Annotated in this window: 12 protein-coding genes; 5 read left to right on the top strand and 7 right to left on the bottom strand. The window is 73.9% G+C overall.

Features of this window, described 5'->3' with window-relative positions; all coding sequences use genetic code 11:
* Nucleotides 1-20 precede the first annotated feature (20 nt).
* From CFW40_RS07000 to CFW40_RS07010, 3 genes are all read right to left on the bottom strand, one after another.
* On the bottom strand, nt 21-983 hold the full coding sequence (locus tag CFW40_RS07000; RefSeq protein WP_088796968.1) for a pirin family protein: 963 nt from the start codon (nt 981-983) through the stop codon (nt 21-23).
* A 69-nt stretch (nt 984-1,052) separates the two neighbouring features.
* Nucleotides 1,053-1,829, bottom strand: coding sequence for a dimethylargininase (gene ddaH, locus CFW40_RS07005; RefSeq protein WP_088796969.1), 777 nt, complete (start codon nt 1,827-1,829; stop codon nt 1,053-1,055).
* A gap of 58 nt (nt 1,830-1,887) precedes the next feature.
* Nucleotides 1,888-2,274: a GntR family transcriptional regulator gene (locus tag CFW40_RS07010; protein ID WP_088796970.1), complete on the bottom strand. Its 387-nt coding sequence runs from the start codon at nt 2,272-2,274 to the stop codon at nt 1,888-1,890.
* A 301-nt stretch (nt 2,275-2,575) separates the two neighbouring features.
* Here CFW40_RS07010 and CFW40_RS07015 point away from each other — a divergent pair, with 301 nt between their 5' ends.
* Entirely contained in the window at nt 2,576-3,511 is a 936-nt protein-coding gene (locus CFW40_RS07015) for a GNAT family N-acetyltransferase (protein WP_088796971.1), read from the top strand.
* Nucleotides 3,512-3,533: 22 nt separating this feature from the next.
* On the opposite strand, the gene CFW40_RS07020 is transcribed toward CFW40_RS07015, so the two are convergent.
* On the bottom strand, nt 3,534-4,232 hold the full coding sequence (locus CFW40_RS07020) for a bifunctional 2-polyprenyl-6-hydroxyphenol methylase/3-demethylubiquinol 3-O-methyltransferase UbiG (protein WP_088796972.1): 699 nt from the start codon (nt 4,230-4,232) through the stop codon (nt 3,534-3,536).
* Nucleotides 4,233-4,427: 195 nt separating this feature from the next.
* Here CFW40_RS07020 and CFW40_RS07025 point away from each other — a divergent pair, with 195 nt between their 5' ends.
* The 3 genes from CFW40_RS07025 to CFW40_RS07035 all read left to right on the top strand — a co-directional run bounded on the left by CFW40_RS07025 (nt 4,428) and on the right by CFW40_RS07035 (nt 9,010).
* Nucleotides 4,428-6,941, top strand: coding sequence for a SpoIIE family protein phosphatase (locus CFW40_RS07025; RefSeq protein ID WP_088796973.1), 2,514 nt, complete (start codon nt 4,428-4,430; stop codon nt 6,939-6,941).
* Between the two features lie 303 nt (nt 6,942-7,244).
* A complete protein-coding gene (locus CFW40_RS07030) occupies nt 7,245-8,270 on the top strand; it encodes a lytic polysaccharide monooxygenase (RefSeq protein ID WP_088796974.1) in 1,026 nt (341 codons plus the stop codon).
* Nucleotides 8,271-8,422: 152 nt separating this feature from the next.
* Nucleotides 8,423-9,010: a TetR/AcrR family transcriptional regulator gene (locus CFW40_RS07035; RefSeq protein ID WP_088796975.1), complete on the top strand. Its 588-nt coding sequence runs from the start codon at nt 8,423-8,425 to the stop codon at nt 9,008-9,010.
* Between the two features lie 138 nt (nt 9,011-9,148).
* Here CFW40_RS07035 and CFW40_RS07040 read toward each other — a convergent pair whose 3' ends face one another.
* Nucleotides 9,149-10,054: a triacylglycerol lipase gene (locus CFW40_RS07040; protein ID WP_088796976.1), complete on the bottom strand. Its 906-nt coding sequence runs from the start codon at nt 10,052-10,054 to the stop codon at nt 9,149-9,151.
* 340 nt (nt 10,055-10,394) lie between these two features.
* On the opposite strand from CFW40_RS07040, the gene CFW40_RS07045 reads away from it, so the two are divergent.
* On the top strand, nt 10,395-11,042 hold the full coding sequence (locus CFW40_RS07045; protein WP_088801948.1) for a pyridoxamine 5'-phosphate oxidase family protein: 648 nt from the start codon (nt 10,395-10,397) through the stop codon (nt 11,040-11,042).
* 30 nt (nt 11,043-11,072) lie between these two features.
* Here the strand turns inward: CFW40_RS07045 and CFW40_RS07050 are convergent, their stop codons facing one another.
* Both CFW40_RS07050 and CFW40_RS07055 read right to left on the bottom strand, forming a co-directional pair.
* Nucleotides 11,073-12,200 carry a helix-hairpin-helix domain-containing protein gene (locus CFW40_RS07050; protein ID WP_088801949.1) on the bottom strand — a complete coding sequence of 376 codons (1,128 nt, stop codon included), beginning with the start codon at nt 12,198-12,200 and terminating at the stop codon, nt 11,073-11,075.
* On the bottom strand, nt 12,197-15,889 hold the full coding sequence (locus CFW40_RS07055; RefSeq protein ID WP_088796977.1) for a DNA polymerase III subunit alpha: 3,693 nt from the start codon (nt 15,887-15,889) through the stop codon (nt 12,197-12,199). The genes CFW40_RS07050 and CFW40_RS07055 overlap by 4 nt, the downstream gene beginning before the upstream one ends.
* Nucleotides 15,890-15,912: the final 23 nt, after the last annotated feature.

The raw sequence follows: 15,912 nt of genomic DNA on the forward strand, positions 1-15,912 counted from the left end.
ACGCTGTGCCGCCCGCCCCGTCAGTGCGCCCGCCCCCGCGGTTTCATGGGCACCCCCGGGAGGTCGGGGGCCGGCAGCCGCTCCCCGTCGTAGCCGTGCACCTCGCCGAAGCGGGAGCCCGACATCCAGGCGTCGCGGGCCTCCTCGATGTCCTGCTGCGAACGCCCCACGAAGTTCCACCACATGAGGATCTGCTCCTCGAACGGCTCGCCGCCGAGCAGCATCAGGCTGCTGTCGGCGTCGGCGCGCAAGGGCAGTTCGCTCCGTCCGCAGCCGAGGTAGAGGAGGGCGCCGGGGGCGAGGCGCACCCCGTCGACCTCGCTCTCGCCGGAGATGGCCAGCGCCGCGTATTCGAAATCGGGCTCGACCGGCAGCCGGGCGTCCGTGCCGGCGGCGAGCGCGAGGTCGGCGCCGGCCAGCGGGGAGTAGGTGGTGCCGGGTGAGGTGGCGCCGGCCAGCTCGCCCAGGACGACGGTGGCGGACAGTCCGCCACCGCCGGTGATCACCGGCAGCTCGGTGTGGTGCTCGAAGGCCGGTGCGGTGTCGCGGTGTCCACCGGGCAGCGCCACCCACAGCTGGGCGCCGTGCAGGATGCGGCCATGGCCGGAGGGTGACTCCTCGGAGTGAGCAATGGCCCGGCCCGAGGTCATCAGGCCCAGCTCGCCCGGCCGTACGGTCTGCAGGCTGCCGAGGCTGTCGCGGTGCAGCACCTCGCCCTCGCGCAACCAGCTGACCGTCTGCAGGCCCATGTGCGGATGCGGCGGCACCTGCATCCCGGGCTCACCGGCGATGTCGTCGGGACCGTAGTGGTCGACGAAGCACCAGGCGCCGACCATCCGCCGGCCGAGGTTCGGCAGCAGTCTGCGGACGACGGTGCTCTCGCCGAGCGGCACCTGCTTGCCGGGCTGGACGTCGCGGACCGGGCCCGTACGGCCGTTGCCGCCGCACGGACGGGGCGCGGGTCTGAGGTCGAGGTTGCTCATGGCGCCACGATAGGCACGGCCGGGGGTGCGGCCCGGGCAGGCACACGAGCGGCCCGGAGTGACGCTCCGTCAGGCATACAGCTCGCGCAGCCGTACGGACAGGCAGGTCACGCAGCCCTCCAGCTTCTCGAACTCGCTGATGTCGACGACGGCCGGCTGGTACCCCAGGTCGGTGAAGAGTTCCGCGCTCCTGGGTGCGGAGGCGGCCATCAGCAGGGTGCCGCCGCCGAGCAGTACGACATGGGAGCCGGATTCCTCAGGGACGGGCAGGAAGCGGGTGAACGCGGCGGGGTCGTCCACCAGGGGCGGATGGCCGATGACGGTGCCGTCCGGGAGGGCGGTCACCGCGGATTTGAGGTGCAGCACCCGGCTCACCGGCACGGCGATCACGCGGGCGCCCAACGGTTCGAAGACGGCGCGGAGTTGACGTATGCCCTCGGCGTTGGTGCGGCCGCCGCGGCCGACGTAGAGGGTGTCGCCGACCTTCAGGACATCACCGCCGTCGAGGGTGCCGGGCTCCCGGATCTCGTTGACCGAGCAGCCGAGCGCCTCCACGGCCGCGCGGGCGCCGGGCACCTCGGCCCGGCGGACCCCGGCGCCGGGGCGGGCGAGCAGCGCCACGTTGCGGAACATCACCACGGCGTCCTCGACGAAGACCGCATCGGGGCAGTCGTCGGCGGGGTCGGCCTCGACGGTGTGCCAGCCGTGGTCGCGCAGCACCTGGACATAGGCCTCCCACTGGCGCAGGGCGAGCACGGGGTCGACCGGATGCCGTTCGATGTGGGTGACCAGACCCTCGGCGAGGCGGGGTCCTGGACGGCGGACGAGCGCGTGCTTGCTGGGCATGCGGATCCTTTCGGGCGTGGGGCGTGAGGCGTGGGGCGTGGGCCGTGGTGGCTGCGGCTCAGGCGTCGGGGTAGGCGGCGCGCAGGGCGTTCTCGACGGCGGCGAGGGCGGCACGGTGGTCCAGGCCGAGGCGCCGGGCGCGGTGGGCGTAACTCTCGGCGGCCGCGGCGGCTTCCTTGTCCGCGGCCTCCCCGGCCGCCGCGATGAAGCTGCCGTTGCGGCCCCGGGTCTCGATCACCCCGTCGGTCTCCAGGGCGCGGTAGGCCTTGGCGACGGTGTTGGCGGCCAGGCCGAGTTCTTCGGCCAGGCCGCGGACGGTGGGGAGTTTGTAGCCGACCGGGAGGCCGCCGTCCCTGGCCTGGTCCGCGATCTGGGTGCGTACCTGCTCGAACGGCGCGGCGGCCGCCGCCGGATCGATGGTGAGGGTCAAGGTCTGCGGGGACACGGTGGCGCTCCTGGTGCGGTGGGTGGGGCGGGCGGATACGTGGCGGCCCGCCCCCGGGGGTCTCGGCCCCGGGACACGTGCCGTGCTCGCACCCGTCCGTCGGTGCGCGGTTTTGTCGCATCCATTGTGCGTCAGGAGTGCGGGGCGTGCGGGAAGGTGGCACTCCTCGGAGGGATGACACGGATCGGGGGTGGCACCGATCCGGAGCGGCATCGGCCGGGACCGCGCCGCTCGGGAGAGCCATCGAGGGCGCGGAAAAAGAGGCGGCACAACGGCGCACCGGCGCGTACCGTCCGCCGTCATGACACTTACCGTTACCGTGCGCGACTACCGCCCCGCCGATGCCAAGGCCGTCGCCGACCTGCGGCGGGCCGTCCTGCCCTACCGGCTCGCCACCCCGCGGGGCATCGCCTGGGAGGTCTCCGCCGCCCCCGCGGCGCAGCGCCTGCGACTGAGCGTCGCGCAACGGGACGGCAGGATCGTCGGCGCGGTCCAGGCAGGGGTGCTGCACGACGCCGAGGTCCCCGGCCAGGCCGCGGTGTCCCTTCAGGTCCATCCCGGGCACCGCGGCCGGGGTGTCGGCCATGCCCTGCTGACCTCGGCCGAGGACCACCTCTTCGCGGCCGGTGCCGACCGGATCTTCGTCTGGGCGACCGACGAGCCCGGCACAGCGGCCTTCGCGCAGCGCCACGGCTACCGCCGTGCCCGCCCGGCCCACTACCTGCGCCTCGACCTCACGGCGGGCGGCCTGCCGTCGCTCCCCTCCGCGCTGCCCTCCGGCGTCCGGCTGCACACCGGCGCGGACTTCGAGGCCGACCCGCGCCTGCTGTACGCCGCGGATACCGAGATCAGCGCCGACGAACCGGGCGAGGTGACCCTCGACGCCATGGCCTACGAGGACTGGCTGCTGCATGTCTGGGAACACCCCCATCTCGATCCTGACCTGACCTCGGTGGTGACCGTGGACGGGGAGATCGCCTCCTTCGCCCTGGCCGCGACGGACGGTGACACCCGCTACTCCTCCGCGATGACCGGCACCCGCCGCGCCTTCCGAGGCCGGGGCCTGGCGGGGCTGGCCAAGGCCTTCTCCCTCCACCGCGCCCGCGACGCGGGATGCACCGAGGCCTTCACCCACAACGACGCCGGCAACACGGCGATGCTCGCCGTCAACCGCGCCTTCGGCTACCGGCCGTTCGCCGCGGCGTGGCGGTATGTGCGGGAAAGGGCGGCGGACTGACCCGCCCTGACACGCCGCCCGGTCACGTCGGTATGCCGGGCGGGAACCCGGCGATCAGCGCATACCGCTCGTCGGTCACCTCCTTGCCCCACAGCACCGGGTCGTGCGAAAGGTCCTCGACGTGGGTGTGGGCCGCCAACGGCTCGACCAGGGCGGCGAGTTCGGCGGCCGGGATGCCGATCGGCTCGGCCTCGCCCCAGCGGCCCTCGACCAGCACCAGCCGCCCGCCGGGAGCGAGCAGTCCGGCCCAGTGGCGCAGGACGGCCGGAGGATCGGGCAGCGCCCACAGGACATGGCGCACCAGGACGGCATCGAACCGATGCTCCCCCACGGGTGGTTCGGCGGCCTCCCCGACCAGGAACGCGGCGTCGTGGCCCGTGAGCTTGCCGCGCGCCTGCGCGATCATGCGCGGGGAGCGGTCGACGCCCGTGACCTGGTGGCCCTGCTCGGCGGCGAGCAGGGCCAGGCTTCCCGTGCCGCATCCCAGGTCGAGGACGGCGGCGGGAGCGGACGGGAGCCAGGAGCGCAGCCGGGCGGCCCAGGCGGAGCGGACGGCGGGGTCGCGAAGGCCGTGGTCGGGCTCGTCGTCGAAGGAGGCGGCGGCCTCTTCCCAGTAGGCGGCGTCGGCGGTCGGCAAGGTCGATTTCCCCTGGTCGGCAGGGGGGTTGGGGAGGTCGGCGGAGGGCTGGGGAACCGGGTCGGCGGGCGCTTCGGTACACATGAGCCGATGGTGCCAGGGACCACTGACAACGCCGGGCGGACGCGTTCCGGCCGGGCCGGGGGCGCCCTGCGGCGGGCGCCGGGAAGAGCGCCCGGACAGGGTGAGGGAGTACCGTTGTAGGCGCCGGTCGGATGCGGCGGCGCCGCCCCGGACAGAGCGCCTGCCGCATGGTGGGACCGGCATTGGACCGGTCAGATGAGCGCTTCCCAGAGCAGCCGTCTCTCCGGAGACGGGGTCTTCGACCTCACACGGACGGCCGTGGTGATGGCCGATCGCGCAGGGGTGGCGCAGGGCTGGACCGCGGGCGCCGAGCGGCTTCTCGGCTATCGGGTGTCCGAGGCCGTCGGCCGGCCGCTGGCGGACCTCTTCGCCGGGGTGGGCGCCGGCTCGGAGCAGGACAGCAGGTGGGAGAGCCGGCTGGCGTCGGCGGACGGCTGGAGCGGGCTGGAGGCCGTACGCCACAAGGACGGGCACCGGCTCGACCTGGAGTTCCGCGTGCTGCCGGTGATGGATGCCCACAGCGGTTTCTCGCGTCTGGTCCTTGCCGCCGAGATGGCCCGGACGCCGTGGTCAGGGGCGAGCCGGTCGTTTCTGGAGGGCATTCTCGGCATGTCGCCGATCGGTGTGGCCATGGTCAACGCCGAGCTGCAGTTCGTCTGGCTGAACGACGCCCTGGAGCAGATGGGCGGTACCAGCCGCGAGCAGCGGCTCGGCAAGCGTCTGGCGGAGGTGCAGCCGGGCCTGGCCGTGGAGGCCATCGAGACGGAGATGCGCCGGGTGCTGCGTACCGGCACCCCCTCGGTCGGCTACGAGTACCTGGGGCGCCCGCAGTCCGATCCCGAGCGGGAGCACGCCTACTCCACGTCGTTCTTCCGGCTGGAGGACGAGGCGGGGCAGGTGCTCGGCGTCTGCTACATGGTCCTCGATGTCACGGAGGGTTACCGGGCCCGTCAGCGGATGGCGCTGCTGAACAAGGCAGGGGAACGCATCGGCAGCTCGCTGGACGTCTGGCAAACCGCACAGGAACTCGCCGATGCCGCGGTGCCGGATCTCGCCGACTTCGTCACCGTCGATCTGCTCGATGCGCTGCTCTCCGGGGAGGAGGCGGCCGACCCGCTGGACGCGGCGGATCTGCTGACCATGCGCCGGGCGGGAGCGCAGTCCGTCCACGAGGGCTGCCCCGAGGCGGTGGTCGCCATCGGGGAGCCGGCCGCCTATCCCCCGTCGGCGCCCGTGGTGGCGAGCCTCACCAAGGGCGATTCCACGCTGCTCCGAACGCTGGATACCGCCGACGGCGACCCGTGGGACGAGGACCCGGTCCGGGCGGCGCAGCTGCGGGCCGGGGGCTTCCACTCGCTGATGGTGGTGCCGCTGCGGGCGCGGGGCGTCTTCCTGGGAGCGGCCACGTTCGCCCGCTGGCAGGCCACCGGGCCGTTCCAGTCCGACGACCTGGTGCTCGCCGAGGAATTCGTCGCCCGCGCCGCGATATCCATCGACAACGCCCGCCGGTACACGCGCGAGCACACCGCGGCCCTCACCCTCCAGCACAGCCTGCTGCCGCACGCGCTGCCCGAGCAGTGCGCGGTGGAGGCCGCCTACCGCTATCTGCCGGCCGATTCACTGAGCGGGGTAGGCGGCGACTGGTTCGATGTGATCCCGCTGTCCGGGGCCCGGGTCGCGCTGGTGGTCGGTGATGTGGTCGGCCACGGGATGCATGCCGCGGCCACCATGGGGCGGCTGCGCGCCGCGGTGCAGGCGCTCGCTGACCTGGACCTGTCCCCGGAAGAGGTGCTGGCGCATCTGGACGACATGCTCAACCGGGTCGCCCACGACGCGAACGCCGACGACGGGGTCATCGGAGCCACCTGCCTGTACGCCGTCTACGACCCCGTCAGCTGCCGCTGCACCCTGGCCCGCGCCGGCCACCCCGCGCCGCTGCTCGTCGGCCCCGACGGCGCGGGCAAGCTGCTGGATCTGCCGACCGGCCCGCCGCTCGGGCTGGGCGGCATGCCCTTCGAATCCGTCGAACTGCCGTTGCGGGAAGGGAGTCTGCTGGCCCTGTACACCAACGGGCTGCTGCTGGGGAAGGCCCTCGATCTCGACGGAGGGATCACCAGGCTGCGGCAGGCGCTGGCCGATCCCAAGGCTCCGCTGGAGGACCTCTGCGAGACGGTGATCGGCGGTCTGCCGGGCGGGCGGCCGGTCGACGATGTGGCGCTGCTGCTGGCACGTACCCGGGCCCTGCCCCGGACCCGGCTGGCCACGTGGGAGATTCCCGCCGACCCGTCCGCGGTCGGCGAGGCCCGCCGGACCGCGGCCCGCCTGCTGCGCGAATGGGGTCTGGAAGAACTCGGCTTCTCCACCGAGCTGATCGTCAGTGAACTGGTCACCAATGCCATCCGGCACGCCTCCGGGCCGATCGGCCTGCGGATGATCCGCGCGGGGGAACTGATCTGCGAGGTCTCGGACGCCAGCAGCACCACCCCGCACCTGCGCCATGCGCGGACCACCGACGAGGGCGGCCGCGGGCTGTTCCTCATCGCCCGCTACGCCCAGCGGTGGGGCACCCGCTACACCGCCCAAGGGAAGATCATCTGGGCCGAACTGCCGCTCGGCCCCACCACCGGGACCGCCCCGCCGGCCGACCTCGGCACGCTCCTCGAAGACCTCGACGACCAGGCGGACTTCACGAGCGCGGAGGGGCGGTGAGGACGGGGAGCCGGGGCAACGGGGAGACGGCGGTCCGGGGAGCCGGGAGGACGGGCGATGCCCGTTTCCTCCCGCCTGCCTGTGCCCCCGCTTAGCCGCTCCTTAAGCCCGCCCTAAAGATCCTCAGGAACCGCTCTCCAGGGGCAAATCCGCTGTTCAGCGGGGCTAGCGTGCTTCTCGTAAGGCGGCCCTGCGGGCCGCCGGCGCCGCTCTCCGGGGGAGAGGCCGTGGCCCGTGTCCCGCCCCCCACCATGGTGCCGCCTCGTACCCCGCTCGATGCAACGGATGAAGGAGACCCCCACGATGACCGCTCGTCGCAAGGCCACCGGAATCGCACTGGCCGGAATCGGCCCGCTCGCGCTCACCGTGCTCACCGCGAGCCCGGCCGCCGCGCACGGTTCGATGACGGACCCGGTCAGCCGGGTGTCGGCATGCTACGCGGAGGGGCCCGAGAGCCCGAAGTCCGCGGCGTGCAAGGCGGCCGTGCAGGCCGGCGGCACCCAGGCCTTCTACGACTGGAACGGTGTACGGGACGGCGAGGCAGGCGGCCGGTCCAAATCGCGCATCCCCGACGGCAAGCTGTGCAGCGCCAACAACCCCGAGTACAAGGGCCTGGACCTGCCCCGTGCCGACTGGCCCTCCTCCAGGATGCGGGCGGGCAGCCACACTTTCCGCTACAAGGCCACCGCGCCCCACAAGGGGTACTTCGAGCTGTACCTCACCAAGAGCAGCTACCACCCGGCCAAGCCGCTGAAGTGGTCCGACCTGGAGTCGAAGCCGTTCGCGAAGGTCACCGACCCGAAGCTGACCAACGGGGAGTACGTCTTCAACGGCAAGGTGCCGGCCCGGTCCGGGCGCCATCTCATCTACAGCATCTGGCAGCGGTCGGACAGCGCCGAGGCGTTCTACACCTGCTCGGACGTCGTCTTCGGGAAGGACAGCGGCCAGGCGGCGGCGAAGCCCGCGCCGACCGCCTCGGCGCCGACCGCCCGCCGGCTCGCGGCGGGCGCCGGCAAGTCGTCGATGGACATGAGCGGGCACGACCACGGAGGCAGCGGCTCCGGCGCCCACACCGGTGCCGGCACCCACACCGGTGCCGGCACTCCGGCGGACGCCGATGCCCCCGCGCCGGGCGGCAGTTCGCAGGTCGGCGGCAACGCCCCGCAGGCCCAGGGCGGCGGCAAGCCGGCCGGCGGGCAGCAGCTGGCGGAGACCGGTGGCGACAGCTCCACCGCCCCGCTGGCCATCGGCGGCGCCGCCGTCCTGGCCATGGGCGCCGGGGCGCTGCTCGCCACCACCCGCCGCAAGGCTGCCCGGCACCGCGGCTGAGGGCCACGCCGGCGCTGACGACCGCACCGCGGCCGTCTTGGAAACGACGCCGCCCCCTTCGCCCCGGGGGCGGCGTCGCCGCGCGCCGGGCCGTCCGCCCCGCCCCGCTCCGGAGGATGCCCTCCCCCATAGTGGAGAGTAGCCTCTAGAACATGGCCAGGCCGTCCCGCTTCGCTACCCCGCAGCTCCTCGACGCCGCCGTACGGCTGGCAGCCGAGTCCGGGCCGTCGGGGGTCACCATGTCCGCGGTCGCGGCGGCCGTCGGCGCACCCAGCGGCTCGCTCTACCACCGCTTCGCCGGCCGCCCGGCACTGCTCGCCGAGGTGTGGCTGCGTACCGTAGAGGACTTCCAGGTGGGCTACTTCGAGGCCCTTGAATCGTCGAAGGACCCGCGCGCGGGGGGCCGGGCGGCCGCCCGCCACATCGTGGCGTGGAGCCGCACCCACCCGGCACAGGCCGCGCTGCTCCTGTACGGGGAGCACGACTTCGGGTGGGACGACTGGTCCGACGAGCATCTGCTCCGTGCGGAGGAGGGGAACATCCAGGTGCGGGCGGCCATGGCAGCGCTCGCGGGGGCGCTGGGACTGCACGGCAGGGCGGGCCTGGACCGGGTGATGCTCGCCGTCATCGACCTCCCGCTGTCGCTGGTGCGCCGCCATCTGCACGGCGGCTGCCCGCTGCCGCCGCACGCCGAGGACCTGGCGGAACAGTGCACCGACGCCCTGCTGGCGGGCGACTGACGGCAGCGGTGCACCCTTCGTACGGGACGACTGACGGCAGCGGTCCACCCTCCGCACAGGGCGGCTGACGGCAGCGGTCCACCGCCGTACGGGACGAGCCCACCACCCCTACGGGCGGTGGGCCGCACCCGCTCCCGGTCAGCCCGACACGCAGGTGGTCGGGGTGGCGTGCGCCGGGTCGAGGGCGTTGGCCGTCTCGTGGAAGGCGACGCGGTCGGCGAGCCCGATGGCCACATGCTCGGAGAGGTCGACGGCACACAGGTCCTGGAGCACGACGTTGTGCACGTCGGGGCCGCTCAGGAACTGCGTCCGGTAGGGGGTGACGACCTCGTCGTACTTGGTCGCGATCACCGTGTAGTGCACCCCGGGCACGGTGTCGCCGCCCTCGTTGAGGCGGTTGAGGATGTCCGAGCCGACGATCTGGTCGGACAGCCCCGGGATCGCCTTGTCGAGGTACTGCTTGGCACCGGGGAAGTAGGGCAGCAGGCGGGTCAGCCCGTCCAGGTCGGTGCCGTGGTTGTCGGGGGCCAGCCCGACCAGCGCGTTCACCTTGTCCGCGCCGCCGTGGAACTTCATGTAGACCCGCGGCATCATGCCGCCCTGCGAGTGGCCGACGAGATCGGCCTTCGAGGTGCCGGTGGCGGCCAGCACCCGGTCGACGTAGTCGGCAAGCTGCTGGGCGGAGGCATCGACCGGGCCCAGCCCGTGGAAGAACGGGACGCCGGGCAGCTGCCCGTAGTCCAGGGAGAAGACACAGTAGCCGCGGGCCACCAAGTAGGGCGCGAGACCGAGCCAGTTGTCGATGGCGTTGCCCAGGGTGCCGTGCACCAGGACCACCGGCCGCGGGTGGTCGGCGGAGGGCTTGCAGGAGTAGTTGTTCCAGCCGCTGCGTACGGCCGCATCAGAGGGGCGGCGCGCAGCGTCTCCGGCCGGGGTGGTGGCGGGCGACGGGTGGGCATCAGCGGCGGCGGGCGCGGCGGTGAGACCGAGGGCCAGCGCGAGGGCGGGGAGGAGGGTGAGCGCTCTTGACCAGTGCAGCTTCATACGATGCTCCTTGCGGGGTGAGGGGACTCCGAAGTGCTCGGTGAGCCGTTCACGCGATCCGGATCGCAAGGGCCAACGCAGTTGACTGACAAGTAAGTTACGGCTGGGTAAGCACGGAGTGCCAGCGGCGTGACGGTGAAGGAAGCCCCACACGACCCTCACCGGACGTCCGGGACGCGGCGCGCCGCGGTGTGCCGGTGCCCGGTTCCGTACGGGACGGCCGCCGGGGACAGGAGCCGTCCCGTACAGTCAGTAATGCCTTGACCAGTGACATCACAGCCAACAGCGCCTTGACCAGTGACCGCGGCACGAAGGGCATGAGGGGACACCGATGACACCGATGGAGACGGCGGGGACAGCGGATCTGACCGGCATGGTGGAGGTCTCGTCGGAGGGGGAACTGCGCGAGCTGATCGGCGAGCCCAGCTCCCATGCGGCGAACAAGACCCGCCACCGGCTGCACGACCTGGACCGGCGGTGGCTGGCCCGCTCACCGTTCTGCGTGATCGCCACCGCGGATGCGCAGGGCCGGTGCGATGTCTCGCCCAAGGGCGACCCGGCGGGCTTCACCCATGTCCTGGACGACACCACCCTGGTGATCCCGGACCGCCCCGGCAACAAGCGCCTGGACGGCATGAGGAACATCCTCGGCAACCCGCATGTCGGGCTGGACTACTTCCTCCCCGGGCGCGGTGACACCCTGCGGATCAACGGCCGCGCCCGGCTGCTGCGCGACGCCCCGTTCTTCGACGAGCTGATCAGGAAGGGCAACCGCCCGCGACTGGCGCTGCTGGTGGAGGTCGAGGAGGTCTTCTACCACTGCTCCAAGGCGTTCCTGCGCTCGGAGCTGTGGAATCCGGAGACCTGGCAGCCCGACGCCCTGCCCTCGCGGGCCCGGATCGTCAAGGGCGTCGAGCTCCAGGACGTGCCGCTGGAGGAACTGGAGCGGCACTACGGCCCGGAGTACGCGAAGAAGCTCTACGGCTGAGGCACCGGCTCCCCCTCGGGGAGCGGGCCCCTACGGCCGGACGGCCCCGGGCCCGAGGGGCTTGGTGCCCGGGGGCGGGGGCGTACGGCCGTGCGGGCCGAGGGTTGCCGCGGGGCGTACGCTCCCGGTGCCGAAGCGCGCCCTGGCCCGGTCGACGGCCGCCTCGATGCGGTGCGCCTTGTCGTCGGAGGGGTCGAAGGTCAGCTGTCGCGCGGCGAGTTCGGCACGGCACAGGTCCTCCGCGCGCAGCGCCACGGACCGTACCCGCGCCCGCTGCAGCCCGAGCGCGGCGTGCAGCGCATAGGCCGCCCCGGTCAGCGCGGGACCGTGCGCGGTCGGCCCGTCCAGCCGCCGGGTGCGGGTCGTGGTGGAGCGGTCGGCGTAGCGGACGGTGAGGGTGAGCGCACGGGCCACCTGCCCGCTCGCGCGCATCCGGGCACCGAGGTCGTCGGCGAGCGAGAGCAGTGCCCGGCGGCGCCTGGCCGGGTCCAGTTCGTCGTGGGCGAAGCGGTGTTCCGCGCCCATCGAGCGGGCCGCGGCGTTGGGCGTCACCGGCGTCGGGTCGATGCCGCGGGCCCGCTCGTACACGAGGCGGCCGGTCTTCGCGCCGAGGATCCGCTGCAGGGTCGCGGGCGGTGCGGCGGCGATCCGGCCGACGCTGTCGAGCCCGTACGCGCACAGGGCGCGGGCGGTGGCCGGGCCGACGCCGTGCAGCGCCGAGGCCGGACGGCGGTCGAGGAAGGCGGCGACGGCCCCGGTGTCCTCGGGGACGGCCCGGATCTCCCCGGGTGCCGCCGCCTGCGCCGCCAGCCGGGCGAGCAGCGGGTTGGCGCCGATCCCGATCGTGCACCGTACGCCGTGCCAGGCCAGCGCGCGCAGCCGCACCAGTTCGGCGATGCCTGCCGCATCCCGGCCGAAGTAGCGCAGCGCACCGCGCACATCCGCCAGCGCGGCGTCCGGCGGCAGCGCCTCGATCACCGGGGTGAACCGCGCCAGGAGCCGCAGCAGTTGCTCGAACTCTCCGGCGCTCACGGGGGCGTCGTCGGCGGCCCGGAAGCGTATGTGGAGCATGCCCGGCTGCCGCGGGGCGCCGGACGGCTCCGTCGGTGCGGTGGGCGGGTCCGGCGGTGCGGTGGGCGGCCTCGGTGCGGGCGTCATCCCGCGCTCCCCGGGCTGGAGTGCCACAACTTGCGTCCGGTGGCGGCGCGTTCGCCCGCGGGCTGGAGATCGGCCCACGGGTGCAGCTCATAGCCGGTCTCCAGCCGGATGGTGCGGCCCGGGGCGGCGTCCGCCGGCACGGACTCCCGGCCCGGCCCGTGCCCCTCCCCCGGCCCCTTGCCCGCCCCGTCATCCGCTCCGCCCCGCCCGTCGTCCGTCCCGGCCGCCGGCTCGTCCTGCCCCTCCTGCCCCTCCGGCTTCTCCGGTCCCGTCGCGAGGCGGGCGGCGACCGCCTCCAGCCCGCCCTCGCGACGGAGTTCGGCCAGTTCGGCGAGGTTCCAGGCGGCGGCGCCGACCACGCTGAGGCTGCGCGGCCCGCGCCGCTGGACCGTACCGCGCACCAGCAGCAGCCAGGAGTGGAAGACGGTGTGCGCACACGCCGCAAGGGGGGTGGGGGTACCTCCCGGGCCCCCAGGGCCCGGGGGATCGTCGAAGAAGGCGCAGTCGACCAGGCCCGTGCTGTCGTCGAGGGTGGTGAAGATGACCCGGCGGCCGGAGCGGATCGGCGGCGTCTGGGTGGCCGCCTTGGCCCCGGCGACCAGCACCGTCTCGCCGTGCCGGGCGCCGCGCAGCAGCCGGGCCGGCAGCGCGCCCAGCTCGGCGAGGAAATCCCGGTGGTCGGCCATCAGATGGCGGGAGGTGTCCATGCCGAGGACGCCCAGCTCGGCGCTGAGCCGTTCGACATCGCTGAGGTCGGGCAGCCCCGCCGGCTCGACCTGGTCGGCCGGTGCCGCCCGCTGTGCGCCCGCGCCGTCCAGGGCCCCGGACGGCAGCGTCAACTGACCGCCGGACGTCTGCCGTCCGTGGCGGTGCAGCTCGGCGAGGTACAGCAGCAGATCCCGCCGGTTGGCGCCGAAGGCGTCCAACGCGCCGACCCGGGCGAGGCGTTCGGCCACCGGGCGGCTCGGCCTGGCCCGCTGCCACAGGTCCTGGAGGGAGTGGTAGGGCTGGCCGGCCGCGATCCGCCGCGCCTCGGCCTCGCTCATACCGTGCACATCGCAGAACGCGAGCCGCAGTCCCCAGAGCGCGTCCCGGGATCCCTCCGACCCGGACACCAGTTCGATCCGGTGAGCGACCGCCGACCGGTTCACGTCCAGCGGCAGTACCGGCACCCCGCGCCGCCGCGCGTCCGCGAGCAGCAGCCGCTTCGGGTACATCCCGGGGTCATGGGTGAGCAGCCCGGCGTAAAAGGCCGCGGGGTGGTGCGCCTTGAGCCAGGCGGACTGGTAGGTGGGCACCGCGAAGGCCACCGCATGCGCCTTGCAGAAGCCGTACGAGCCGAAGGCCTCGACGATCTCCCAGGTACGCGCGATCACGTCGGGCGGATAGCCGCGCCGCTCGGCGCAGCGGGCGAACCAGGCGCGGAGCCGGCCCTGCAGCTCGGGGTGCGACAGGGCGCGCCGCTTCTCGTCCGCCTCGTCCCGGGCGCAGCCCGTCATGATCCGCAGCAGCTCGATGACCTGCTCGTGGAACACCACCACCCCGTAGGTCTCGCGCAGCGGTTCCTCCAAATCCGGGTGCGGGTAGCGGACCGGCCTGCGGCCGTGCCGGGCCTCGATGAAGGGCCGCACCATATCGGCGGCGACCGGCCCCGGCCGGAAGAGGGAGATGTCGACGACCAGATCGTGGAAGGTGGCGGGCTGCAGCCTGCCGACCAGGTCGCGCTGGCCCGGCGACTCGATCTGGAAGCAGCCGAGCGTCTCGGTCGAGCGGATCAGGTCGTAGGTCGCCCGGTCACCGGGCGGCACCTGCGCGGGGTCGTCGAGGTCGATCCGGTGCCCGGTGGCCCGGCCGATCTCGGCGACCGCATGCGCCATCGCGGACTGCATCCGTACGCCCAGCACATCGAGCTTGAGCAGCCCCAGGTCCTCCACGTCCTCCTTGTCGAACTGGGACATGGCGAGCGGGGACATGGCGGGCGGCCCCGCTTCCCCGCCCCCGGCGTGGGGGACCTCGGTGCTGGTGGGCACGACGGGCGTGCGGTCCAGCAGCGTGGCGTCGGAGAGCAGCACCCCGCACGGGTGCATGGCGATCCCGCGCGGCAGCGCGTCCAGCGCCTCGACCAGCTGCCACAGCCGCTCATCGCCGGCCTCCCGCACCCCGCGCAGCTCCGGCAGCTCGGCCAGCGCCGCCCGTGCGTCGCGGGCGCGGATGTGCGGGAAGGCCTTGGCGAGGCGGTCCACCTGCGCCGGGTCCATGCCCAGGGCGGCGCCCACATCCCGTACGGCGTGCCGTACGCGGTAGGTCTCGGGCATCGAGACGGTCGCCACCCGCTCCGCGCCGAAGCGGTCGAAGATCGCGCGGTAGACCTCCAGCCGGCGGGCGGACTCGACGTCGATATCGATATCCGGCAGCGCCGCCCGGCGCTCGGACAAGAAGCGCTCCATCAGCAGCCCGTGTTCGACCGGATCGGCGTGGGCGATGCCGAGGAGGTGGTTGACCAGGGACCCGGCGCCGGACCCGCGGGCCGCGACCCGGATGCCCATCTCCCTTATGTCGTCCACCACTTGAGCGACCGTCAGGAAGTACGAGGGGTAGCCGAGCCGTTCGATCGTGCGCAGCTCGTCGTCCAGCCGCGCCCAGCGCCCGCGGTCGCGGTCGTAGCCGCGCAGCACCATCCCGGCGGCGCAGCGCGAGCGCAGCACCCGGGCGGCGGTGCGGTGGCCGGCCCCGACCAGCCGGGGCTCGGGGAAGTGGACCCGGCCGAGCCCGATGTCGTCCTGCGGGTCGACCAGGCACGCACCGGCGGTCTCCTCGGTCATGGTGAGCAGCCGGTGGGCCAGGCCGCGCCGGAATCCGGCCGCCTCGGCGATCCGCTCGGCGGTGTGGCGCATGGTGGCGGCGTCCTTGAGCCAGCGCTCGCCGCTGTCCCAGGACTCGGGCCGGTGCCGGTCCACCGGCACCAGGCGGCGGGCGGAGTCCAGGACGTCGGCGACCGGCCCCTGACCGGGATCGGCATAGCGGACCGCGTTGGTCAGCACGGCGCGGACGCCCTGGTCGACGGCGAAGCCGAGGGTGCGGGCGGCCAGCCGCGGGGAGCCGGGGCCGCTGCCGGGCCGCCCGTGGTCGACGACCTCCAGGCGCAGCGCTTCGCCGTACAGCTCGCGCCAGGGAGCGAGGAGCCGGGCGGCGCGGTCCGGGCGGCCGGCGGACAGCGCCCGGCCGACCTCGGAGTCCGGCCCGAGCAGCACGGTCAGCCCGTGCGTGGCGGATTCCAGGGCGCTCCACGGGAGGACGGGCCGCTCGGCCCGGCCGGCGTGGGCGGCGGAGACCAGCCGGCACAGGGCGGCCCAGCCGGCCGCTCCGTCACGGGCCAGGAAGACGGCGCGGGCGGCGGACTCGTCGAGGAAGGCGCCGCCGCGCACCGGGGCGCGCCGCCGCGCGGTAGCGGTGCCGACGGGGCCCGCCTCGTACTCCGCCACGGCGAGTTCGGCCCCGAACAGCGGACGGATTCCGGCCTCGGCGGCGGCCTTGGCGAACCGTACGGCCCCGGAGAGCCCGTCCCGGTCGGTCAGCGCGAGGGCATCCATCCCGCGTTCGGCGGCACGCTCGGCCAGCCGCTCCGGATGGGAGGCGCCATAGCGCAGGGAGAACCCCGAAGCGGTGTGCAGATGCGTGAACCCGGACATCCGCACCTCCTGCACCTCACCCG

This window comes from Streptomyces sp. 2114.4, assembly GCF_900187385.1.
Classification (GTDB): Bacteria; Actinomycetota; Actinomycetes; order Streptomycetales; family Streptomycetaceae; genus Streptomyces; species Streptomyces mooreae.